Origin of the sequence: Paenibacillus glycanilyticus, from assembly GCF_023715145.1 — a bacterium.
Classification (GTDB): Bacteria; Bacillota; Bacilli; order Paenibacillales; family Paenibacillaceae; genus Pristimantibacillus; species Pristimantibacillus glycanilyticus_A.
In genome coordinates this window covers 12,811-35,889 of the sequence record NZ_JAMBNP010000010.1, presented here as the reverse complement: position 1 = coordinate 35,889, position 23,079 = coordinate 12,811, and the positions used below count along the sequence as shown (strand labels likewise).

At 53.3% G+C, this 23,079-nt stretch carries 19 protein-coding genes; 10 read left to right on the top strand and 9 right to left on the bottom strand.

Annotated features, from left to right (window positions below):
• Window positions 1-30: 30 nt before the first annotated feature.
• Genes M3194_RS23115 through M3194_RS23100 form a run of 4 tightly spaced genes read right to left on the bottom strand, consistent with a single transcriptional unit; the run spans window position 31 to window position 5,007 of the window.
• Window positions 31-795 (bottom strand): PHP-associated domain-containing protein, encoded by a 765-nt coding sequence (locus M3194_RS23115; RefSeq protein WP_251656454.1) that lies wholly within the window; start codon window positions 793-795, stop codon window positions 31-33.
• Complete coding sequence (locus tag M3194_RS23110; RefSeq protein ID WP_251656453.1) at window positions 767-1,939, bottom strand: ABC transporter ATP-binding protein; 1,173 nt, start codon at window positions 1,937-1,939, stop codon at window positions 767-769. Before M3194_RS23110 ends, M3194_RS23115 begins: the two co-directional genes overlap by 29 nt.
• Before the next feature lie 2 nt (window positions 1,940-1,941).
• Window positions 1,942-3,768 carry an ABC transporter permease gene (locus M3194_RS23105; protein WP_251656452.1) on the bottom strand — a complete coding sequence of 609 codons (1,827 nt, stop codon included), beginning with the start codon at window positions 3,766-3,768 and terminating at the stop codon, window positions 1,942-1,944.
• Window positions 3,769-3,786: 18 nt separating this feature from the next.
• Window positions 3,787-5,007 carry an ABC transporter substrate-binding protein gene (locus tag M3194_RS23100; protein ID WP_251656451.1) on the bottom strand — a complete coding sequence of 407 codons (1,221 nt, stop codon included), beginning with the start codon at window positions 5,005-5,007 and terminating at the stop codon, window positions 3,787-3,789.
• Between the two features lie 259 nt (window positions 5,008-5,266).
• Between M3194_RS23100 and M3194_RS23095 the strand changes: the two genes are divergently transcribed.
• The 8 genes from M3194_RS23095 to M3194_RS23060 all read left to right on the top strand — a co-directional run bounded on the left by M3194_RS23095 (window position 5,267) and on the right by M3194_RS23060 (window position 13,447).
• Window positions 5,267-5,527 (top strand): hypothetical protein, encoded by a 261-nt coding sequence (locus tag M3194_RS23095; RefSeq protein WP_251656450.1) that lies wholly within the window; start codon window positions 5,267-5,269, stop codon window positions 5,525-5,527.
• Between the two features lie 426 nt (window positions 5,528-5,953).
• Window positions 5,954-6,397, top strand: a complete 444-nt coding sequence (locus tag M3194_RS23090; protein WP_251656449.1) for an oxidoreductase — start codon at window positions 5,954-5,956, stop codon at window positions 6,395-6,397.
• 19 nt (window positions 6,398-6,416) lie between these two features.
• A complete protein-coding gene (locus M3194_RS23085; RefSeq protein WP_251656448.1) occupies window positions 6,417-7,364 on the top strand; it encodes a helix-turn-helix transcriptional regulator in 948 nt (315 codons plus the stop codon).
• Between the two features lie 66 nt (window positions 7,365-7,430).
• The gene (locus M3194_RS23080) at window positions 7,431-7,976 is read left to right on the top strand and encodes a DinB family protein (RefSeq protein ID WP_251656447.1); all 546 of its coding nucleotides are present in this window, start codon (window positions 7,431-7,433) and stop codon (window positions 7,974-7,976) included.
• Window positions 7,977-8,413: 437 nt separating this feature from the next.
• Complete coding sequence (locus M3194_RS23075) at window positions 8,414-10,597, top strand: amidase family protein (protein WP_251656446.1); 2,184 nt, start codon at window positions 8,414-8,416, stop codon at window positions 10,595-10,597.
• A 116-nt stretch (window positions 10,598-10,713) separates the two neighbouring features.
• On the top strand, window positions 10,714-12,357 hold the full coding sequence (locus M3194_RS23070; RefSeq protein ID WP_251656445.1) for an S-layer homology domain-containing protein: 1,644 nt from the start codon (window positions 10,714-10,716) through the stop codon (window positions 12,355-12,357).
• 308 nt (window positions 12,358-12,665) lie between these two features.
• Complete coding sequence (locus M3194_RS23065; RefSeq protein WP_251656444.1) at window positions 12,666-13,088, top strand: DoxX family protein; 423 nt, start codon at window positions 12,666-12,668, stop codon at window positions 13,086-13,088.
• Between the two features lie 17 nt (window positions 13,089-13,105).
• Window positions 13,106-13,447: an ArsR/SmtB family transcription factor gene (locus tag M3194_RS23060; protein WP_251656443.1), complete on the top strand. Its 342-nt coding sequence runs from the start codon at window positions 13,106-13,108 to the stop codon at window positions 13,445-13,447.
• 362 nt (window positions 13,448-13,809) lie between these two features.
• On the opposite strand, the gene M3194_RS23055 is transcribed toward M3194_RS23060, so the two are convergent.
• Genes M3194_RS23055 through M3194_RS23045 form a run of 3 tightly spaced genes read right to left on the bottom strand, consistent with a single transcriptional unit; the run spans window position 13,810 to window position 17,320 of the window.
• Window positions 13,810-15,495, bottom strand: a complete 1,686-nt coding sequence (locus tag M3194_RS23055; protein WP_251656442.1) for an extracellular solute-binding protein — start codon at window positions 15,493-15,495, stop codon at window positions 13,810-13,812.
• 32 nt (window positions 15,496-15,527) lie between these two features.
• Window positions 15,528-16,400, bottom strand: a complete 873-nt coding sequence (locus tag M3194_RS23050) for a carbohydrate ABC transporter permease (RefSeq protein ID WP_251656441.1) — start codon at window positions 16,398-16,400, stop codon at window positions 15,528-15,530.
• A gap of 11 nt (window positions 16,401-16,411) precedes the next feature.
• Complete coding sequence (locus tag M3194_RS23045) at window positions 16,412-17,320, bottom strand: ABC transporter permease (RefSeq protein WP_251656440.1); 909 nt, start codon at window positions 17,318-17,320, stop codon at window positions 16,412-16,414.
• Window positions 17,321-17,453: 133 nt separating this feature from the next.
• Between M3194_RS23045 and M3194_RS23040 the strand changes: the two genes are divergently transcribed.
• Window positions 17,454-19,220 (top strand): cache domain-containing sensor histidine kinase, encoded by a 1,767-nt coding sequence (locus M3194_RS23040; protein ID WP_251656439.1) that lies wholly within the window; start codon window positions 17,454-17,456, stop codon window positions 19,218-19,220.
• Window positions 19,217-20,722 carry a response regulator transcription factor gene (locus M3194_RS23035; protein WP_251656438.1) on the top strand — a complete coding sequence of 502 codons (1,506 nt, stop codon included), beginning with the start codon at window positions 19,217-19,219 and terminating at the stop codon, window positions 20,720-20,722. The genes M3194_RS23040 and M3194_RS23035 overlap by 4 nt, the downstream gene beginning before the upstream one ends.
• Before the next feature lie 407 nt (window positions 20,723-21,129).
• On the opposite strand, the gene M3194_RS23030 is transcribed toward M3194_RS23035, so the two are convergent.
• Both M3194_RS23030 and M3194_RS23025 read right to left on the bottom strand, forming a co-directional pair.
• Window positions 21,130-22,095: an ABC transporter ATP-binding protein gene (locus M3194_RS23030; RefSeq protein WP_251656437.1), complete on the bottom strand. Its 966-nt coding sequence runs from the start codon at window positions 22,093-22,095 to the stop codon at window positions 21,130-21,132.
• Entirely contained in the window at window positions 22,088-23,071 is a 984-nt protein-coding gene (locus M3194_RS23025) for an ABC transporter ATP-binding protein (protein ID WP_251656436.1), read from the bottom strand. The genes M3194_RS23030 and M3194_RS23025 overlap by 8 nt, the downstream gene beginning before the upstream one ends.
• Between the last annotated feature and the right edge of the window lie 8 nt (window positions 23,072-23,079).

The following is a 23,079-nucleotide window of genomic DNA, read 5'->3' as shown; positions in this document are numbered from 1 at the left end:
CACTGCTTTCTCCCCCGTTCCCGCGCCGAATTAAACGACGACTTCGACTTTCTTCTTCAGCAGCTTCTTCACGTAATTCGCCGCGCGCACCTGCAGATTGAGGCTAGGCGAGATGACGCGCTTGTACGCTCTGGAACGAATAGCTGCCTTCAGCTCGGCTACGGTCTCGAAGTCCCCCGCGAACTCGTTGTATACGCAGCCCACCTGGAACATTTGATGCGCGTCGCTTCCCGCGATGACCGGTACATCAAGCTCTTCGCCCAGCGTCAGCACCTTCGCGATATTTTCCTGAATGCCGATCTCATGCAGGTCTTTGCCGTTCAGGTCGAACGCATCGAACCGCTTCAGTAGCTCCTTGTCGATATGGTACAGATGGTTGGACTCGCGGAACGGATGTCCGCCGATGACCATCAGACCACGCGGATGACAGAGCTCGAACAGACACTCCAACCCGATAAAACGATCCGCTGTCAGATGCTGCTCCTTCAGCACCGCATGTACTTCAAGCAGCTTATCCTTCGGACCGCTGACGAGGATGTGGCCGCCTTCGGCTACGTCTACTTCCATGCCCGTGAACAGCTTGAAGCCGTCGACATTGTAGTAGTGGTTGTTGCAAGGGTAGAGTTGGTCGAGCGTACCGTATACGTCCTCGAAGCGGTGCGTGTTAAAATGCTCGGTCAGCGTAATGGCGTTAAGTCCGTGCGATTTTGCCTCATTAATCATGGAGTTGAAATGCTCGATCTCGAAATTAGTCTTCTTGGAAAGCTTAACGTGAATATGAAAGTCGATCTTCATGTGCGGATTCCCCCGGTTCATTGTTGTGTCTTGCATATTTCAATTCCATACGGATACCTGTGTTCTTGTCATAAGCATTCATCTGATCCTCGCGCAGCACGGCGAACAAGGTTGTTCCCGGCTCGTATTCGGATTCCCCGATGACGCGGGCCATCAGCTGATGCCCTCCCGCATCCAGCTGGACATAGGTCTCGGCACCACTTGGGAACACAGCCGTAACGCTGACGGCCACGCTGCCCGGCCGCTTGCTCTCATGCAGCCGGATATCCTCCGGTCTAACGGTAAGCACAACCTCCAGCCCATCCTTCAGCCCTTCACCCGCGGTTAGCGGCAACAGCGCAACCGGCGTGTCCAGCCATGCAAGCCCCTCATCATCTGTACGAACGATAGCATCGAGCCGGTTCATCTGCATCCCTGTATTGCCGATAAATTCGGATACCTGCAGCGTCTGCGGATGCTTGTAGAGCTGACGCGGCTTATCTAGCTGCACGATCTGCCCTCCGAAGAAGACAGCAACCTGCGTCGACAGCGTCATCGCTTCATGCTGGTCATGGGTTACGTAGATGACCGTCGTGTTCAGCTCCTGATGGAGCCGCTTCAACTCGGCGCGCATCTCGACGCGCAGCTTGGCATCGAGATTCGACAGCGGTTCATCCAGCAGCAAAATATCCGGTTCGGTGACAATCGCCCGGGCGATGGCGACGCGCTGCTGCTGGCCGCCGGACAGCTCGCTTGGGTAACGGGCGGCCAGCTCGGCGATGCGCATTTTATCTAAGGCCGCTCCAACCTTCTCCCTGATCTCCGCCTTCCCCAGCTTGCGTACCTGCAGGCCAAAGGCGACATTATCGAATACGGTCATATGCGGCCATAAGGCATAGCTTTGGAAAACAAGGCTTAGCCTCCGCTTCGACGGCTCCATATGGAACGACGTCTCCCCGTTCGCCACTTCGCGTCCGCTGATCGTGATCGTACCGGCTTCCGCCTGCTGGAGTCCGGCGATGGTGCGGAGCAGCGTTGTTTTGCCGCAGCCGGACGGCCCGAGGAAGGTCATGAAATCTCCCTGTTTAATGGTGAGATTAATATCGTTAAGAACCTGCTTCCCATCCAGCGATACGCGGATGCCCTGCAGCTTAATTGCATGCATGTTTATTGTCCTCCTATCCCCTGCGTCAGGTCGGCTTTGCCGAACTTCACCGCAAGGAAATATACCGTCATCACGATCGCGATAATGATCATCAGAATGACGTTCATCAGCTGCTCATAGCCCTTCTCGGCATAATAGAACGTAATGGTCGTCAGCGTCTCCGTCCGAGGGGTGATAAGCAGGATGATAAGCTCCATCTCTTTCATAGCCCCGATGAATACGAGCAGGAAAGCCGACATTAAGCTCTTGCGATTAAGCGGCAGCAAAATCCTTCGGAACCGCGTGAACCAGGGAGCTCCGCTGATCTGAGCCGCTTCCTCCAGCTCCCGTCCGATCTGCATCATGGAGGCGCTGCCCGCTTTTACGGTGAACGGCAGCTCCTTAACGACGGTGATCAGAATGAGCAGCGTAATCGTCCCGTACAAGGCCGGGATAATGAAGGTTGGCTTTGCGAACATCGAGATATAGATCGCGGCAAGCGAGATGCCGGGAATGAGATACGGCAGGAAGGATACTTGATCCACCGCACGCCCCAGCCAGGATTGTCTGCCCCGCGCTACCACATAGCCCAAGATAAGACCGATGACAGCGGCGATGACGGAGGAAACGCCCGCGATGTAGAGCGAGTTTTTCAGGGCCAGCATGAAAATAGGATTTTGGAAGACGCCCTTCTCGCCGGTGTTAATGTCCGGATCCGAGCCGCCCCACCAGTAATGCATCGTCAAGTTGCTCAGCGAATACTCGCCTTCCTTCAGCATGAACGACTGGAGCAGCAGCACCAGCAGAGGCACCACGGAGATGATAATCATCCCCGCCGTTGCCATGCCCGCCGCCGGATATCTCCAGCGTCCAAGGGAGGTTAACGTTCTTGCGCTGTCCTTGCCCGTCACCGTTACGAAGCTGCGACGCCGCCCAACCACCCGCTGGTTCAGATAAATCGTCACCATCGAGATGATCATAAGCGTCAGGCTAAGCACGTTCGCTTCGGTCGTCAGGCGGGATCGCATGCTGGAGTACAGCATCGTTGAGATCATATAGAAGTTCACGGGCGTACCGAGCAATGCCGGAACCCCGTAGGAGCTGATGGCTTTGGTGAAGATTAGGATAAAGCCGGACAAGATCGACGGCAGCACCAGCGGGAAGACGATCCGCCGCAGCACGGTCAGCCTTTTGGCGCCCGACACGCTTGCCGCTTCCTCCAGCTGACTGTTCATGGAGCTTAACGCCGCCCCAACGATCAGGAAGAAGAACACGCTGTCGTGAATCGACAGGGAGAAGACGATCGGCACGAAGCCGTAAGACAGCCAGTCGGGCGGCGATACATGGAGCAAAGCCTGCATAATGCCGGGCGTCCCTCCGATTTTGCCATTTTTGAAGAAGGTCAGCCAAGCTTGCGACAGGATCCAGGAGGGCAGCAGGTACGGAATAACGGCCAGGAAGGAGATCGTCTTCTTCCAGGGGATATTCGTCCGCACGACGAGCCACGCCAGCCCGCAGCCGAGCAGCATGGACAAGGCCGACACGGCGAAGCCAACGCCAAGCGAATTCAGAATAGGCTTGTAGAACAGGCTCATGCTCATGTCGCTCGCCAGCACCCGGGTCCAGTGATACAGCGTGAAATGCCCCGGATCCGCCTCTCCCGTCAGCCTTACGTCCTGCTGTCTCCATAGGAAGGTTGTGTATAGAATCTTCAGAACGGGCCATACAATCGTGTAGGCCAAAAAGAGAAGGGCTGCAAGCCCGATCAGATGAACGGGATTCGTCAGCCAGTTCAAGGTCTGGTTATGGAGCCGCGGCCGCTTCACGGTCACCGCCGGTTTGTTCGCCAATTCTCTCTCCACCTTGCTTTATTTTTGTTTAATCCAGAAATCGCGCACCTTCGGAGCCGTGTTGTACAGCTTGTCGCCGTCGAACAGCCACAGGTTCAGCTCCTCAAAGGAAATATCGTTCTTCGTCTTCACGTCCGAACGCGGTACCCACGAGCCTACTTCGTTGAACGGAGCAAGGCCTTCGCCCGTGCCGTCCTTCTCGCCCATCATCCAGCGGAGGAACAGCTTCGCCGCAGCCTCATGAGGCGCTTTGTTCGCGATGAAGAAGTAACCGGAATCCGGAACGGACGTCTTTGGTTTGATATCGTAGATCGGCGCGATCGTCCAGCCGTTCTCTTCGTTCTTCGATACGTCGCCCGATACGGCAAGGCCAAGGGCGTCGCTTTTTGTTTTGCCGATGGCATCCAGCACGTCGTCACTGCCCTTCAGCACGATCAGACCGTTATCGAACAGCTCCTGGATGAACTCGTAGCCGGCATTTTCCGTCCCGTTCAGTTTAATTTCTTCGCCGAACTTCTCCTTGTAAGCCGCCGCCATGTCGTCGCTGTTGATGACCATCGTCGTGAACAGGTCCATGAACGCCGGGGAGCTGAGCGGATCAGCCGTGTATACCTTGCCTTTGAACTCCGGAGTCGTCAGATCCCACCAGTTCGTCACGGGCGCCTCGGCATATGTAGATTTGTTATAGAAAAGAGTCCTGAACTCCACGTAGTTCGCATAAGCTTCCGCCTGCGTGCGGTAAGGCTCGTCGACCATCGGCGCGATATCCTCCGGGAGGTATTTGAGGTAACGGCCCTGCATGACCATCTCTTCCTCCACCGCTCCGCTGACTTCCTTCGTAATAATGACATCCGGGTTGAACTGGCCCGCGTCCTGCTCCTTCGTCACTTTATCCATCATCTCGTCGGATTTAACCTTACTCACTTCCACCTTAATTCCGGGATATTGCTTCATGAAAGTCTCCGCTGCATCGTTCGCGCGGCCGGAGGTCGAGTAGACAACGACTTTGCCTTCCTCCTTCGCTTTCGCGTACAGCTCGTCAACCGACTCTGCTGCCGGAGCAGTAGATTGTTCTGCGGCTGGCGCCGATGCGTTTGCATTGGAGCTTGCTTCCGTGTTGGATGGTACGGCGTTCGAGAGTGTATTCGAGCTCTTGTTGTCTCCGCATGCGGACATAATGGCCATTGCCGACACCAGTGTCATCATCACCAGAGCTGGCTTTTTCTTCGAAATGAACATAAGGATAATTTCCTCCTAATAGATGGGCTCTCTCCAAGTCCTCATCTTTGTTTGTCTCTCGAGTTAGATCATAGATCCGAATTGTAAGAGTCATGTTATCCTCATGTGGATTTTTAGTAAAAAACTATTATTTTTCACGTTATGAAAGTTTTTCTTCATTTTGAGGCAGAGAGAGTTCACTTTACATAAAAAGGAAACTTTTCTATGGGGACGAATAATATACAGATGAACGAATCCGATGCGCAGGAGGCAACTATTCATGACTAGGTCCATCATACAGATCACGGTAAGCATTCTATGCCTTATCATGCCGGTGATCTTCTTGCTGTTTATGTATTGGGATATGCATCAGCCGAAAATAGGACCCGTTGGCAATGGCCAACCCGATTACTTTACGTTTCCTAAATTAGTGCCCTATATAAGCTGCTTCTTGATGGGAGCTTTGAATTTGCCCGCTGGGGTTATCCGTTATAGGCAACTGAAAAGGGAGCAGCAGAATGACAAAGATAACGAGGTCTAGCTATGCGAACCTAAGCCATATCAGCTTGGACGTTTATAAGCCTGAGGCTGTTGCTGCTTCATGCTCATCATAGCTCTCTCATTGCCTACGTTGGATTCTGTCCAGCATAAACGCCTCATTCCCGCGAGCTTCTTAACCTACGTTGGATTTCATACAGCGGCCCTCATCATTCTAGTCTCAAACTAGCTCATCACCACTCATTCCATTGGATAAAATCCAACGTGGCTGAGCCTTCTGTACGTTTGCCCGCCCATTTACTGGACTAACTCCAACGTAGCCTCCCGTCATTGCTCACTAGTTCTTCATATTGGCGTTCAAGGCAACCTCTCAAGCAATTGCAGCTCCTGCCCCGCTTTTTTGTTGAGGATGATGACCCGCATCTATTAAAATTAGAGGAAATAGGAGATACACCGCCAAGGAGCTGCGATGAAAACAATCAATAACTTAGAGATGAAGCCAGCAAGCCGCGCAGATTTCGGGCCAATTGCTGAAGGGGAAAAGAATACTCGATTTGCGGATCTCCTTATCGACGGAAGATCGCTTTATCAGATGCTGAAAATCTATGATAAGGTCCCTTCCCTCGGCTGGATGAGTCAGGAATGTCAGAGTGAAATGATTGATTATTTCCTGCTTCGCAAGCCGCATGAAACCATGTGGTACAGGTATCCCCTTATGGTATGCTCGTGGTGTGGCGATGAAGAGTGCGGGTACATATCCGTAAAAGTGGATAGAGAAAACAAGGTGGTCACCTGGAAGGATTTCCTCCTTGAGCCTGCCATGAAGAAGATTGATATCGGCCCTTTTTACTTTGAGTGGGATCATTATAAAAGAGTAATAAACAGCACCTTTGGCGTTGCGGGAATTCAATAGTGTACCGGAGGAAGCAAAAATGAACAAAACCGATCGGCAGCTTGCCATCATGCTTGAGCTGCAGCGGAGCAAGGTCGTGCGAGCGGAGGATTTGGCCGCCTTGTTCGAGACAAGCGTGCGGACCATCTATCGGGACATCCAAGCCTTGAGCGAGATGGGCATTCCCATCTTTGGCGCTCCCGGTCATGGCTACTCCTTGATGGAAGGCTATTTTCTGCCGCCCATCGGATTTTCGGCCGAAGAAGCGGTAGCCCTGCTGCTTGGCGCGGACTTTATCGAGCAGCGGCTCGATGGCGATTACGGAAGAGCGGCGAAGGCCGCGAAGAGCAAGATCGAAGCTATCCTGCCGGAGACTGTACGAGGCGAATCGATACGCGTCCGGGAAACGATGCGGCTCCTGAACGCCGGAGAGCTCAGAACCGGCATGAAGGAAAAAGACACGCTCGAACAAGTGCGGCGCGCCATCCTGGAGCGTCGCAAAATAAGCTTCTCCTATAAGAAAAAAACGCCGGAAGCGGACGGCAACCGGAAGAGTATCCGCGAGGTAGCCCCTTACGGATTGGTCTTTGCTCAGGGCAATTGGATGCTGATCGGGCATTGCGGGCTGCGCCAGGATATCCGCCATTTCCGGTTATCGCGAATGACGGAGCTTGTCGTGCTCGACGCGCCGTTTGCCATGCCGCATGGGTTCAACCTGAGCCGTTACCGTCCGCAGGATGACCGCAATGAGCATATCTGGATTCGGGCCAACCCCGAGATTGCCGACAAAATCGCCGAGACCGGCAGCTTCTATATGGAATCCGCCGAGGAGCGCGAGGGAGATCTCTGGGTACACCTGCGCGTTCGGGCACCGGAAGAGATCCTTCATCTTATCCTTAGCTGGGGCGGAGACGTTGAAGTTATGGAGCCGGAGTCTTTACGCTGCCGCGTTCGGGAGGAAGCCGAAAAAATGTTCAAACGCTACTGACATACTGTTGTCAGTAGCGTTCTTTTATATTGGGATTATCCCGAATATAGAGGAGTGTTATTGAAAATGAGAAGCACAACGGAAGCCTTGCGGGCATTCGAAAAGTCGGTTGAACGGTATATAGATGAATTAACCCCATTCAGCATGGAGCAATTGCTTGCCAAGCCAAGCGAGGAAGAATGGTCGATTGGGCAAATGGTTGTCCATTTAATCCGGTCCGCCAACAACCTGCATCTTCGCAACGTTGATCAATGCATGGCGGGAAGCGAAGCGGTATTGGTAGGCACGGGCGTTAAATCGGAGAACGGCAAGGCTGCCTTCGAGCTCGGAAGCTTCCCGCCCATTCGGATTCGGGTCCCGGCTTCTCCCCACTACACGCCTGAGCAGCCGGACAATAAGGAGCAGCTAATTGAAGGACTGCGAGAAGTAGCGGAAAGAATGAAGCTTACGGAACCGGCATTAATTCAGGCGCCTCGAGAGAATACTGTCCCCCATCCCAATTTTGGAGCTTTAAACGCTGCCGAGTGGTTTTTGCTGATCGAGATGCACTACCGTCATCATTTCTTGCAGCTGGAACGGTTGAAGCTTTTTTTAGAGGATGTACATGTCTAGCATGCAGCCCTTTCTATAGACGAACCCCCTCCCCGGCAGCCTGGGCCTCCCCGCCGATGGCTGCCGTTCTTCATGCGTCTTTCATCTGCCCACCTCTCACTCCTATTAAAATCTAGCTCTTTGGAATTATAATGTCATAAAATATTACATTTCGACAATTTCTTTAACACTACGCTCCACTAAAGAGATTTAGTACTAAACAATCGATAAAAAACGAGATAACATCGCATTTAAGCGGTTTATTAGGCATCCTTCTCGTTTGATTTGCTTTGCTAACTTAACTAACATAATCGATAGACTCATAGAGAGATTCAAGGGGAGGCGTACTATATGTAACACGCATGTTAGATATAACGGGACATCTTTTGGTATTTTCGCTTCTCAAGTAATTATATTTGACATTGGAAATTAGCTTATACCAACCCGAGGAGGACGCCATGATTAAACCGATTGTTAAATTCACTAGTCTTCTGCTGCTGGGCAGCATGCTTGTCTACTCTACCCCATTCCTGAACACCACCGGCGCATACGCTAGCGCTTCGAGCACGCCTACCGCCTTGGAGCAGCCTCAAGCTCAAGACCCGAAGGCGCTGGTTCAGCTCTCCGGTCCTGCGCTCACTTCGGTCGGCGACAACTTCAACGTTACGGTAACGCTTACGGGCGTGACCGGCGATGCGACCGCGGGAAAATTCATTTTCGAATATGACCCGACTCAGTTTGACTACATTTCCGCTGAAGCCGCCAGCTCGGCAGTCAGCGTTGCCGGCGTAAACGCCGAGACCGGCAAGGTCACCATCGTAACGACGGATACAACGGGAAGCCTTACGACCGTCGGCTCCATCCTCACCTTGACCTTCAAAGCCAAAGCGGCTACCGATCTGAGCGGAATCAGCGGCACCGTAGAGCTTGGCATCGACGACGGCAGCACGGTTCAGACGCCGGAGGGATCGCTTGACGTCCAAATCAGCGATGCCGCCGAAGGCGATCTGAACGCCAACAGCGTCATCGATGTCGGCGACCTCTCGATCCTGATCAAATACTTCGGCATCCGTTCGGATGACCCGAATTGGTCGAAGGTCGCGAGCGGTGACTTCAACAAGGACAATACGATTGATCTGCAGGACCTGGCCACTCTGGGCAAAAAAGTGCTCTACGACAACGGCCAGCCGTTCCAGCTGATGGAGACCGACATCATGAGCATTCAGAATGCCATGGCTGCCGGCAAGCTGACTTCCGAGCAGCTCGTTCAGATGTACCTGGACCGGATCAACGAATACGACGATGACATCAACTCGCTCATCACGATTAATCCGGATGCGCTGGCGACCGCGAAGGCGCTGGACGACGAGCGCAAGGAGAAGGGACCGCGCGGTCTCATGCACGGCATCCCGATTATCGTCAAGGATAACTATGACACCCTTGGCATGCCGACAAGCGCCGGATGTACCTGTCTGAAGGACAATCAAACGGTCAGCGACGCCTTCATGATCAAGAAACTGAAGGATGCCGGGGCTATCATCTTGGCCAAAGCCAATCTGAGCGAATTCGCGATTAATACGGACACGAACAGCTCGCTTGGCGGCCAAACGTGGAACCCTTATGATCTGAAGAAGAATCCCGGCGGCTCCAGCGGCGGCACGGGCGCATCGCTTGCCTCCAACTTCGCCGTAGCCGGTCTTGGCACCGATACGGGCGGATCGATCCGCATCCCTTCTTCCTGGAACAGCGTTGTTGGCATACGGCCAACGATTGGTCTGACAAGCCGCGACGGCATCATTCCTCTCGCATTGTCGCAGGACGTTGGCGGACCGATGGCCAGAACGGTAGCCGACGCCGCCGTATTGCTCGACGCGGTCAGCGGCTATGACCCTAACGATATCGTCACCGCCGGCAGCTTCGGCAAGAAACCGGTCAGCTATACCAAATTCCTGGACAAGAACGGACTTAAAGGCGCGCGTATCGGCCTCGTTCTGGACAGCACCGTTGTTGGCACCAACCAGGAGACGCTTGGTCTTCTGAATAATGCCGCTCAAGATATGCGCGATCAAGGCGCAACGGTAATTGGCGTCAATATCCCAAGCGTCGCCGATATTATGAAATATCCAAGCCTCAGCGGCTATGAATTTAAATTCAATCTGAACGATTACCTGTCCAATCCGCGGATGGTCGACCCGGCCGTGGTCCGCTATCACTCGTTGACGGACATCATTAACTCGGGGACCGATTTCCTGTCCTCGCTGAAGAGCACGTTGACCACGCGGAATGCCGTTGAGTCGCTCGATACCCAGGAATACAAGGACATCGTGCTGTTCCGGACGCGCTTAACCCAGCAGTCGCTGCTCAGCCTGATGGCCAATAACGACCTTGACGCGATCCTGTATCTCTCGACCACGGGACCTGCGGGTTCAAGCTCCGGCAATGCCAACCGTCTGAGCCCCTTCTCCGGCTTCCCCGCGATCAGTGTACCAGCCGGTTACGTGTCCAGCGGCCTGCCGGTCGGCATCGAGCTGCTCGGCCGCCCTTACGAGGAAGGCGAGCTGATCAAGCTTGGTTATGCTTACGAGCAAGCGACGCATCACCGCGTAGCGCCGAGTTCGGTTCCGGCTTTGACCGGCAAATAAGCTCTTAGGAACGTGATCGGAGAGCGGAGAGGCGGACAAGACATGTTCGCCTCTCCGCCCCTTCTTCCGTTCTTCAATCGCCGGCGTTTTACTATACGAGAAAGGACGAACCTGTTATGGCGCGTAAACGACTTCCCTTGCTTGCAACGATCTGCTTAGCGATAGCCATGCTCGTACCTCAATATGCAATGGCCGCGGCAGACTCGGCCTCCTTTTCCTTGACATCCGACAAAAGCGTCCTGAACAGCGGCGACGAAGTTACCGTGACGGTAAAAGGAAGCCAGCTGCAGGATGTGTATGCCTATGAAATGCACGTGTACTACGATTCCGATCTGCTGACGTTCAAAACGGGCAGCGAGAAGACGGATGTGGTTGGCTTCAATACGCCGGCCAATGTCATCGCGGACGGCGGCGGCGAATCTCATCTCGTGTTCGCGCACACCAAGTCGGGAGGCTCGCCTGGCGACAGCGGCGACCTCGATCTGGCTTCCTTCACCTTCAAGGCCGCCGCGAACGGAAAAGCCGACATCGAGGTCAGAAAAATCCGGCTCGTTGATTCGGGGCTGGCTTCAAGCACCATTGACGAACATTACGGCACCTCGATTCAGATCGGATCATCGGGCGGCTCCGGCGGCTCCGGCGGCAATGGCGGCTCGGGCGGTTCCTCAGGCGGCTCGCCCGTTGAATCGGAGGGCACGTTAAATGTGACTCCAGAGCAAATAAAGGTAGACGGCACGGGCCACGCTACCATCTCGGTGCCGGAAGCGGCTACCGTCATTAAACTGCCGGCCAACACGGACGAGCTGCTTGGGAAAGCCCCGTTGAACATCGTCACCTCGGGCAAAGCCGCGCTGGAAATTCCGGCAGGCGTGTTCACCGAGCTGAAGAAAACCTTAACCGCTGCGCAGCTGCAGGGCGGCTCCATCTCCCTGACCGTTAAGCCGGTCACAGCGCCGGCACTAGGAACGGATACCAAGCTAAGCGGACACAGCTATGAGCTGAAGCTGCAATGGATTGCGGCGGACGGTACGGCTTACGATCTGCACCAGTTCAAAGAGCCCGTAACCCTTCGCTTGCCGGTTGACGCCTCTATCAATCCGAAGCTGGCGTCCATCTTCTATCTCCCGGATAGCGGAACCCCCGAATTCGTGGGCGGGACGTACGAGAATGGCGTATATGTGGCGCAGCTCTCGCATTTCAGCTCTTACGCGGTACTCGAGATCAACAAGAATTTCTCCGACGTACCCGGCAGCTATTGGGCCTCCGGCGTGATCATGGAGCTCTTCGCGAAGCAGATCGTGACCGGTACGACGGCTTCCACCTTTGAGCCGAACCGCAGCATTACCCGCGCCGAATTTACGGCGATACTCGTCAGGGCGCTTGGCCTTAAAGCCGAAGGAACAACCGCCTTCACGGATATTCCCGCAGGCGCTTGGTACGCGGATGACGTTGCCGCAGCGCATAAAGCTGGTATTGTTCAAGGCGTAAGCGCAACAACGTTCTCCCCTGGCGCCAAGATTACCCGCCAAGAGATGGTTGCGATCGCGATGCGCGGTTATGAGTTATTGAATGGCAAGCCTGCCGTTACGGCAGCCGAACCATTTAAGGATGAAGCCTCCATCTCCGCTTGGGCACTGGAAGACGTGAAGAAAGCCGTATCGCTTGGTCTCGTTAAAGGACGGGCGGAAGGCCAATTCGTTCCGCTTGGCACCTCGACGCGAGCCGAAGCCGCGCAAATGATTTACGGAGTTATTCAATAAGCTGCTGACCCGGTTTACCGGGAACATAAAGCAGTTCGGATCTTCAGCAAGAACGGAAGGGAATCAGATTCCCTTCCGTTCTTTTTTGCGTTTATTTGCGCGCACAACAGTTACGCATGGTTCCAAAATCGAAGTCCCTTTCAAGATTTTTTCACAAATTTATTCAAACGCCGTTGACATGACACCAAATGGTGTCATATACTAAACTCAACAAAGAGACACTAAATGGTGTCCAATTAAACAATCAGTCATTCAGTTACATCGGCAGCCCGCAAGAAACTAAAACCCACATTCGAGGAGGAAACAAAATGAGTAAAACAATTGGCGCGGTAACAACCGCAAAAGCACGTACCAAGCTTCAGGGTAAAACAATCGCTTATTGGTCCGTCACAGGATTGCTCGCGGCGGCTCTCACGTTAAGCGGACTCGGGCAGCTGATGAAATTAGGCGGGAATGTAGATCTCGTAACCAATCTGGGGTACCCCCTCTATATCATGCAGATTCTAGGGGTTTGGAAGCTGCTTGGCGTAATCGCCATTCTCGCGCCGCGCTTTCCAAGGTTGAAGGAATGGACGCATGCCGGAATCTTCTTCCTCATGACGGGTGCGGCTCTCTCTCACCTCCTTGATCACGATTATGGCGATGGCGGGTTCAACGTTATCCTTCCGCTCTTCTATGCCGCATTAAATATCGTCTCGTGGGCTCTGCGTCCGGCAAACCGCAAGCTTTAAGGAGGCGATGAGCTTGCGTGGATGAGAACAACCCGCTGCGGGATGTGTTTGACGCGATTGCGGATCCCACCCGGCGCCGGCTGATCCGGCTGTTAGCAGAGACTGAGGAGATACCGCTTCACGAGATTACGGCGAAATTCCCGATCGGCAGGACAGCGATATCCAAGCATCTCTCCATCCTTAAAGAGGCCGGACTGGTGACGGACCGCAAAGTCGGCAGAGAAACGCGATACAGACTTCATGCTTCGCCAATTAAGGAAATCCAAGAGTGGGTGACCTTTTACAGCAAGTCCTGGAGTACAAATATCCAGCGCTTGAACCAACTATTAGAGGAGGAAGAAAGTACGCAGCCTCAATAGGGAAGCTATGGTGTGCCTTGACCGATTACGTTGGATTGCATGCAGTAAAAACGGCTTTTTTGACCAACCGCTTCGGCTACGTTGGATTGAATGCAGTATAATCCGCTTATTTTGATCGATAAGGTCCCTTTCAGCCGCTTTTACTGGAACGAATCCAACGTAGCATCGCGCTGACTCTCCTTTTTGCCGATTCTAGTGGAGGAAATCCAACGTAGCAGCTGCGGGCTAATGTTTAATGGCTTAGCGTCTGCGTTCACCCGTTTTCTACGGAAGACGATAACCAAACAGCCCCCGGCAAGCATTACGCTTCCCGGGGGCTGTCTCTTACCTATTCTCTTTTCAAGATTCCTATTTCAAGATTCCTACTTTAAAATCTCTTCCTGCGTCGCCTTCTGATCCTTCACGATCTGGAAGATGTCATCCGGCATAAGCGCCGTATCTTTATTGGCGGTGTACCACTCTTGGTAGAACGCGTCCAGCTTGTCGCCGTTATACTTCTTCCACAGCGCTTGCGCGTCGCTGATCGCTTTATCCGTTGTATAGCTTCCGCCGCTTACAATCGCTTTCGTAATCAGGTTGCCGATCTCGGTATTTGCATTTTGGAAGTCCACCAGCAGGTCCTGCGGAACGGTTGGCAGATGCTCCAGGTGAGTCAGGCCAGGGAATTTGGCACCTTTATCGATCATGCTGTAGAAGATGTCCATGTTTTCCTTGAACTTATCCTTCGCAAGCTTCTCATCCGGCTTATCCGGGTTAAAGCTGCTAGCCGTGAACGAACATTTGCCGCCGTTAACAACCGAGAAGATCATATTGTAGTCTTGCCCCAGATAGCCAAGCTCCGTCTTGTTCTTCTCTTGGTCAATCGGATTCGGACAGCCGGTTGCCCCAGCTTGCCAATGCGTGCCTTCCATACCGTTAGTCAGCGTTCTGCCAGTCTCCGGCGTCGACAGGAAGTCCACGTATTTCATAACGGCCTCGGGATTCTTCGCCGTACGGTTCACAACCGCGGTCAGCTGCACCGGATTGTTAATCCAGTTAATGAATTGGCCGCGCGGAGATTCCGGATAAGGCATGATCTCCAGCTTGGCGCCCGGCGCATTCGCCTGCAGCGTTGCATAATCCGTAATCCACAGACGGTTCCAGAAGCTATAGTTCGATTGAACAAGGAACATGCCCGTCTTGCCGTTCAGGAAGTCCTGGCGAGCCTTCGCCCCGTTATTGTCGGTAATGTAATCTTTGTCGATAATGCCTTCGTCATACAGACGTTTGGTGAAAGCGATGTATTGCTCGAAGTTATCCCATGTACGGGTCAGCTTGCCGCCCTCGTCTTCATAGGAATTGCTCAGGTTCACGCCGCCGAAAATATCCCCAAGTCCCGGACCAACGTTAAGTCCGTACGTATCCTTCTGGCCATTGCCGTCCGGATCCTGCTCGGTGAATGCCTTCGCTACCTGGTACATCTCTTCCGTCGTTTTTGGCATCGTTAAATTCAGCTTGTCCAGCCAGTCTTGGCGAATCGCGATAATGAACTGCGGAATCGCCTCGTTCAGCTTGCCGAACTCATAGATCTTGCCGTCCGATTTGACGGATACCTGCTTCAGAATCGGATTATCCTCCAGCAGCTTCTTGTAGGTCGTGCTGTACTGGTTGATCATATCGTCTAGCGGCATCAGCTGCTTCTGATCGTACAGCGGGTTCTTGATGTTAGGGTCGAACTCGAAGATAAGGTCCGGCGCGCTGCCCGACGCGAACAGCGTATTGAGCTTCTGCTTCGATTCCGTCCGCGGAATTGCCGCGAATTTCACGCTTGTCGGGCTGTTCTCGTTAATCCACTGGGTCCAGCGGTTTTTCTCCATCGTGCCCTCGGATGCCGCAATCAGACCGCGGTCGTAGACCGTTGCGCTGATCGTTGGCTTTTTGCCGCTGCCGCTGTCCCCGGATTTCCCGCCGTTGTCCGCATTGTCATTGCTTCCGCAGGCTGCCAGAACCCCAAGCAGAGCTACCGACGTGCCGGCCAGCAAGACATTTCTCTTCGTCATCTTTAACATATATCTATTCCCCCATCGCCAAAAATGTAAAGTTACCCTTTCACAGACCCAAGCATGACGCCTTTTACGAAATATTTCTGCAAGAATGGATAGATCAGAACCATCGGCAGGATAAGCACGATAATACCGGCCGACTTGATGCCTTCAGGCACTAATTCCAGCGCGCTCGTATCGTTCGCGAGCGATTCGGTAAGCAGCTGCTGGCTTGCAATCATCTGTTGGATGAGAACGGTGATTGTATATTTTTCGGTCGAATTGATATAAATGAGTACGTTCATGAAGTTGTTCCAATAGCCTACGCCGTAGAACAGGATCAAGGTCGCGATCACCGGCATGGACAGAGGAAGGACGATCCGGAATAACAGGGACATCTCCCTGCAGCCGTCAATCCGCGCCGCCTCCTCGATCTCCGGCTCGATTCCTTCAAAATAAGAGCGCATAATGAGCATATTATACGTGCTGACCGCGCCAGGCATCCAGATCGCCCAATACGAGTCGATCAGGCCTAGGCTCTTCACGACCAGATACGTAGGAATTAAGCCGCCGGTAAAGACCATCGTGAACAGAAGCATCAGCGTAAAGGTTCTTCTGCCATAGAAATAGCCTTTCGACAACGGATAAGCCGCGCAGATGGTAAAGACCATCGAGATAACGACGCCCCCAACCGTCATAACAACCCCGTTCCACAGTGACGCCAGTACCCGCGTTCCTTCAAATAAAGCGGAATAGCTTTGCAGCGTGACGTCGATCGGCCAGAGCAATACCTTGCCGGACTCGACAGCCTGCTTGCCGCTGAAGGAGATGGACAGAATGTTAATGACGGGAGCCAGACACGAGATCGAGATGAGCAGCAGGAGAATCGAAATTCCTATTCTCGTTATTTTGTCTCCATAAGATTCTCTCACTCTAGTTCACCTCAGAACAAATTGTTATTGAATTTCTTGGCGATCAGGTTCGCGCCCAGAATCAAGATAAAGGCCACCACCGATTCGAACAGGCCAAGCGCCGTTGTCAGACTGAATTGTCCGCCTTGTATACCCAGCGTATAGATGTACGTGCTTATAACCTCGGAAATATCCGACACCATTGCGTTGCGCAGGTTGTAGATTTGGTCGAAACCAACTTCTAAGACTCGTCCCATGGAGAGAATGAGCACCAGGATGATCGTGCCTCTGATTCCGGGCAGCGTCACATGCCAGGTTTGTTTCCACTTACTTGCTCCGTCGAGAGCTGCCGCTTCATAAAGCGCCGGCGAAATCGACGTTAGGGCCGCCAGATAAATAATGGTGCTGAAGCCCATCTCCTTCCACACGCCCGATCCAACGAAGATCGTTACCCAGGACAAGGTTTTGTAGAGGAACGGATACGGCTCGCCATACTTGTCTTCAATCCAATGGTTCAGGAAGCTCGACTCCATCGAGAACAGCGTAATCACCATGCCGCCTACGATAACCCAGGAGAAGAAGTGCGGCAGATAGACGACCGTCTGGACAAATCTTTTATACCATGAACGTCTAACGCTGTTAATCATAAGCGCCAGAACGATCGGTACCGGGAAGCCAACCACCAGATTCAGCACGCTGAGCCAAAGCGTATTCCATATAATGCGGATGGTTTTGTCGTTGCTGAAGAGCATCTCGAAATTTTTGAAGCCTACCCAAGGACTATGGAACACGCCATCAAAGAAGTTGTAGTTCTCGAAAGAGATGACCAGCCCGCCTATTGGCAAGTATCTAAAAATCAAGTAATATGCAAGTGCCGGAGCAAACATCAACATGAGAGGCACATTTTTCTTGAACAAAGCTTTCTTAGATGCTGATTTCAAGCTATTCCCTCCTTTCAAGTTACTGTTAACCTTTGATCTGTTACCAGTGTATCCGTTTCCATAGGGTGCTTCTTTAATTTTAATTGGAGGAACTTTAGCTAAAATTAGATCTTGTAAGGAGGCTGACTTTGCCATGCCGTTTTATACACGAAGTCTTGTCGTCAAGCTGATTCTCAGCCTGTCGCTGATCGTTATTCTAACTTCCTCCATAACCGGGATCATCGTGTACCGGTCCAATCAGAAGATGTTCCGCGAGGAAATCCGAAGCCAATTCCTGCAAAACAACAAGCAGGCGCTTCAGCGGGTCAACCAGAATATCCACGAGGTTGAGCGCGTCTCGCAGTCCATCGTCTTCCACCCTACCGTCGTATCGATTCTAACGAATTCCCTCAAAAATGAAGATAAGGTCGAGCAGCTGCAGCTGATGTACGAAATGGTCTCGCAGGCGAAGCTGGATGCGCCTCATATCCGGGCCATGTTCATCTACAACCTGCGCGGCGAAAGCTATTACAACGCGAATTTCGGCGCGGTCTCCATGCTGGACCAGCCGACCCGCAGTCTTATTAATCAAGAGCTCGCGGGCACCAACGGGGCTTTGACCTGGTTCCGGCTGAAGCTCTCGAGCTCGGCTGATCCAAGCGGATACCGGTATATGATTATTGCCGCCCGCCAAATGAAGAGCACCTACCAGGAAACGTACGGCACGCTTGTGCTCGTGCTGGACGAAGGCTTTTTCTCCGAGGTGATTGACGATATCGGTCAGGACGACGGCATCGTCTATCTGCTTGACCGCAAGGATCGCCTCTTGTTCAGCCAGCGCAGCGAGGAGGACGGCGCAACGCCCGGTTCGGAGCCCATTCCGCTTCAGCATGACGAAGGAGATTGGGCATCCGTTGTTCAAGCCACCGATCAAGGCAATTATCTGTTTGTGAAGAACACCTCGGATTCCGGCATCTTCAAGCTGATCAGCGGCCTTGGGCTGAATGCGCTGGACAAGCGGAATGCGGATATACTGAAAACCATCGCGATATCCGGCTTGTCCAGCATCCTGCTGACCGGTCTGCTTCTGACGCTTACAAGCACCCGGCTGCTGCGGCCTTTGGGCAACCTTGTATCCGGGATGCGCAGGCTTCGTTCGGGCCACATGAATGCCCGCGTCGAGGTGCGATCCAAGGACGAGCTGGCTTTTCTCGGGGAGTCGTTTAATGACATGGCCGATCACATCCAGAAGCTGATTGACGAGGTGCTGCTGAAGCAGCTGCGGGAGAAGGAAGCGGAGCTTAGGGCCATACAAGCGCAGCTCAATCCGCATTTTCTGTATAATATATTGAACGAAATCTATTGGAAGCTGTATCTCCAGAACGCCAAGGACTCCGCGGGAGTCATCCAGTCGCTCTCGAAAATATTGCAATACTCCCTGAAGCCGATCCAGCAGTCAAGCACGCTTCGCGAGGAGCTGGAGCAGCTGCGCAGCTACATTACTATCCAGATGGAGCTGTTCCATCCGGATCTGGAGCTCGACATGCAGACGGACGAGCACTTACTTGGCATGGACATGCAAAGACTGCTTCTGCAGCCGGCGGTCGAGAACGTTTTTGTCCATGCTTTTGCGGATAAGACCAAGGCCGACAAGAAGCTTCTGCGCATCCATACCTATCGGGAGCAGGATCATCTGAGGGTGGATGTGACGGATAACGGCAAAGGGATCGAACCCGAAATGCTGCGCAAATTAGCGGCTGGCGAAAGGGAGCTTCACGGCAATCATCTGGGCATTCATAACGTGGAGAGAAGAATACAGCTCGTGTACGGAGCGCCTTACGGCCTGCAATTTGTCAGCGATGGGGCTTCGGGAACTACCGTCAGCTTTATATTACCGATCAGCAAGGAGGACTTCGCATGAAGGGAACCGTGTTAATTGTAGAGGACCAGCCTAATTTCCGCGAGGGGCTGAAGTTTATGATCTCGCAGAGCAGGAGCTGGACCGTCATCGGAGAAGCGGAGACCGGCGAGGAAGGCTGGCAGAAGACACTGGAGCTGAAGCCCGACCTCATTCTGATGGACATTCACATGCCGGTTATGAACGGGATCGAGCTGGCGGAGCGCATTCATGCGCATGGGTTGGATACGCTGTTCATCATCATTACCGGCTTCCAGGACTTTCAATATGCGCAATCCGCTATCCGTTACGGAGCGATGGACTTCTTGCTTAAGCCCTGCTCGGATGAGGATATTTCGCGTATACTGGGCAGCGCCTCCAAGCGGCTTCAGGTTAAGCGCAAGAACCAGCAGACCGCAAGGGAGCATCTGCTCCGCTCGATTCTGCTTAAGTATCAGATGAACCAGGAGCTGACCTCGCAATTCCTCCACATGTTCGAAGACAGCCGGCTGTGGCTGGTGACGATAACGGATTATTTTCCGGAGGGTAAGCCTTATGGGGCAGACGATCTGTACGTGCTGCAATACGGGATCTACAACATCGTTCAGGAGCTTGCGCTCGGCGAGGATGCGGCTGCCAAGCTGCTTATTCTGAAGGAAGACCAGTTTATTCTCTCGGTATCCTCCGGACTTGATTCGACTTGCTGGCGGGAGCATGCGGAGCTTGCCGTACGCGAATATTTGGGCATCGGCATCGAGAGTATTCTGCTTGGCCCAAGCTCGGACATTAATAAGCTGGTGTCGGCTTACAGCAGTTATAACGAGCAGCTCGTGCAGCCGGCCAGGACTCCTCAAGCCGCGGACAGAACGAGCAAGCATCAGGCGGTTGAAGCGGTAAAAAATGAAATCATGTCGCTCATCATCTCCGGCGATCTTCACGCCTTGCATGACTACTTCGAGAAGATTGGCGGGCAAGCCGCCTTGCTGCAGCTGACGGACGGGAAAATCCTCGTCATCAACCATGCTCTGGCGCTGAATCAGATCTCCGAGGTATTGGGGCTGTTCCCCCCTCAGAACAAACCGTCAGATTCGCTGCTGCAGACGGTGGATCTGCTTCCGGGAAGCGCGGAGCTCAGAAGCTGGTTCAAGGCAGCCTGCCAGGATTTCGAGACTCGCCTCGACCGCTGGAAGCAGCAGGCCAACCCTTACGTGAACAGCATTCAGCAAGCCATCGATTATATAGAGGAGCATTATTTGGACAGCGAGCTGTCGATTAAGCAAGTCGCCGAGAATATCCATCTGAATCCGAGCTACCTCAGCACCTTGTTCAAAAAAGAAACCGGCGAGACCTTCACCGGCTACGTCACCAGGCTCAAGCTGCAGAAGGCGCAGGTGCTGCTGCGCAATACCGATTTGAAAATCTCGGAGATCTGCCAGACCGTCGGCTTCGACGACTCTACTTATTTCTCGAGCGTGTTCAAGAAGCATTTCCAAGTCTCGCCGAGCGAGTTCCGGCAGCAGCATTAACGGCGTAAAGCAGCCAGCGACCAAGAAGTCATGCGCTTCATGGCCGCTGTTTTATTAAGGGCAGAAGCTCCCTTTCCGCATACCCTACCCCTTCTCCTAGTACGTTGGATCTTGTACAACGTATTACGAATATTAGCTCGGGATTCAACTCCTACGTTGGATTTCATACAGGGAAATCAACCGTTAATGGCGTTTTTCGCTCCGATCCGCTAATGATGTTGGACGTAATCCAACGTAGACTCAGGACCGGTGCATGGGGAGCCCATTATATTGGATATATTCCAATGTAGCATTGCCGCCCTAAGCTGAATTCGGAGTACACTCTCCGGATTCTCCTCTAATAAGTAAAAAGGACTCGCTCGGCGGTTATCGTTACAATAACCGTCGAAAGAGTCCTTTTCTACTATTTAAACCAGATGGCAAGCCACCATATGATCGGTGCCAATGGTCCGAAGGGCCGGCACCTCTTCCTTGCAGCGCTCCGTTGCAAACGGGCAGCGGGTATGGAACTTGCAGCCGGATGGCGGATTAGCCGGATTCGGGATATCGCCGCTGAGCACAATGCGTTCCCTCTTCAGCTTCGGAATAGGAACAGGAACCGCTGACAGCAGCGCTTTCGTATACGGATGCTGCGGACGGAGGAACAATTCCTCCCTCGTCCCCGTCTCGACCATGGAGCCCAGATACATAACGCCGATCCGCGTACACAGGTGCTCAACAACGCTTAGATCATGGGAGATAAACAAATAAGATAATCCGTTTGTTTCCTGAAGCTTACGGAATAGGTTGATGATCTGAGCCTGAATCGATACGTCCAGCGCAGACACCGGCTCATCGGCAATGATAAGCTCCGGATTAAGCGCAAGCGCACGGGCTATCCCGATCCTCTGACGCTGGCCGCCCGAGAACTCATGCGGAAGACGATCAATGTGATAATCAGACAGACCGCATAACTCCAGTACCTCCAGCACCCGATTACGAATCTCCGACGTGTCTGCCAGCTGATGATCAATAAGCGCCTCGCCGATCGCATCGCCGACGCGCACCCGCGGATTCAACGAGCTGTACGGATCCTGGAAGATCAACTGCAGAGCCGGCCGCAATTGACGAAGCTCATCCTTCGGAAGCGAGTAGATATCCGTTCCTTTGAACAGGACGTCGCCCGAGGTCTTCTCGGTCAGGCGGACAATCGAACGGCCAACCGTGCTCTTGCCGCTGCCCGACTCGCCCACAAGACCAAAGGTCTCGCCTTTGCGGATCGTGAAGCTGAGGTCATCAACGGCCTTTACGTGACCAACCGTCCGATTCAGAAGCCCGGACTGAATGGGAAAATACTTTTTCAGATTGCGCACTTCCAGCAACGCTTCAGGCATACTGCTTCTCCTCCTCATACAGCCAGCAAGCCGCTTGCTGCGAATCGCCTACTGGGATAAGCTCCGGCTGCTTGGTCCGGCAAATGGCCATGCATTGCTCGCACCGGTCATGGAAGTAGCACGACTCCGTCAGCTCGAGCGGGTTCGGTACTTGTCCGGGAATGGAATACAGCTCATCCTGCAGCTGATTCATGATCGGCTTCGAACGCAGCAGCCCCTTCGTATAAGGATGCTTCGGATTCGCGAAAATCGCCTCTACTTCACCTTGCTCAACGATCTTGCCGGCGTACATGACGGCTACGTAATCGGCCATTTCGGCCACCACGCCCAGATCATGAGTAATGAGCAGAATAGACATCCCGCTCTCTTCCTTCAGGCTGCGAAGCAAATCCAGGATTTGTGCCTGAATCGTAACGTCGAGCGCCGTAGTTGGTTCGTCGGCAATAAGCAGCTTAGGCTCGCAGGAGATCGCCATGGCAATCATGACGCGCTGCAGCATGCCGCCGCTTAATTCATGCGGATACGCATCGACAATCTGCTCCGCCCTGGAAATACCCACTTGCTTAATCAGCTCAATTGCACGCTTACGTGCCGCCTTCCTGCTCAGCTTCAGATGCTCCATCAGCGGCTCAATCACTTGCTCGCCGATCTTCAGAACCGGATTAAGCGAAGACATCGGCTCTTGGAAGATCATCGCGATTTCATGTCCGCGTATGGTACGAAGCTCGTTACGGGACAGCTTAAGCAGGTCGCGATCCTGGAACTGGATACTGCCGCCCTCTACCTTGCCGCCCGCATTCCCGATAAGTCCCATGACTGACATGGCGGTGATGCTTTTTCCGCTGCCAGATTCCCCTACGATACAGACCGTCTCGCCCGGCTTGATCCGCAGGCTGACATCGTCCACGGCACGGACAGTTCCGGCTTCCGTCTTGAAGAAGGTCTGGAGATGATCAATGGATAGCAAATCCTTCATGATAGAAG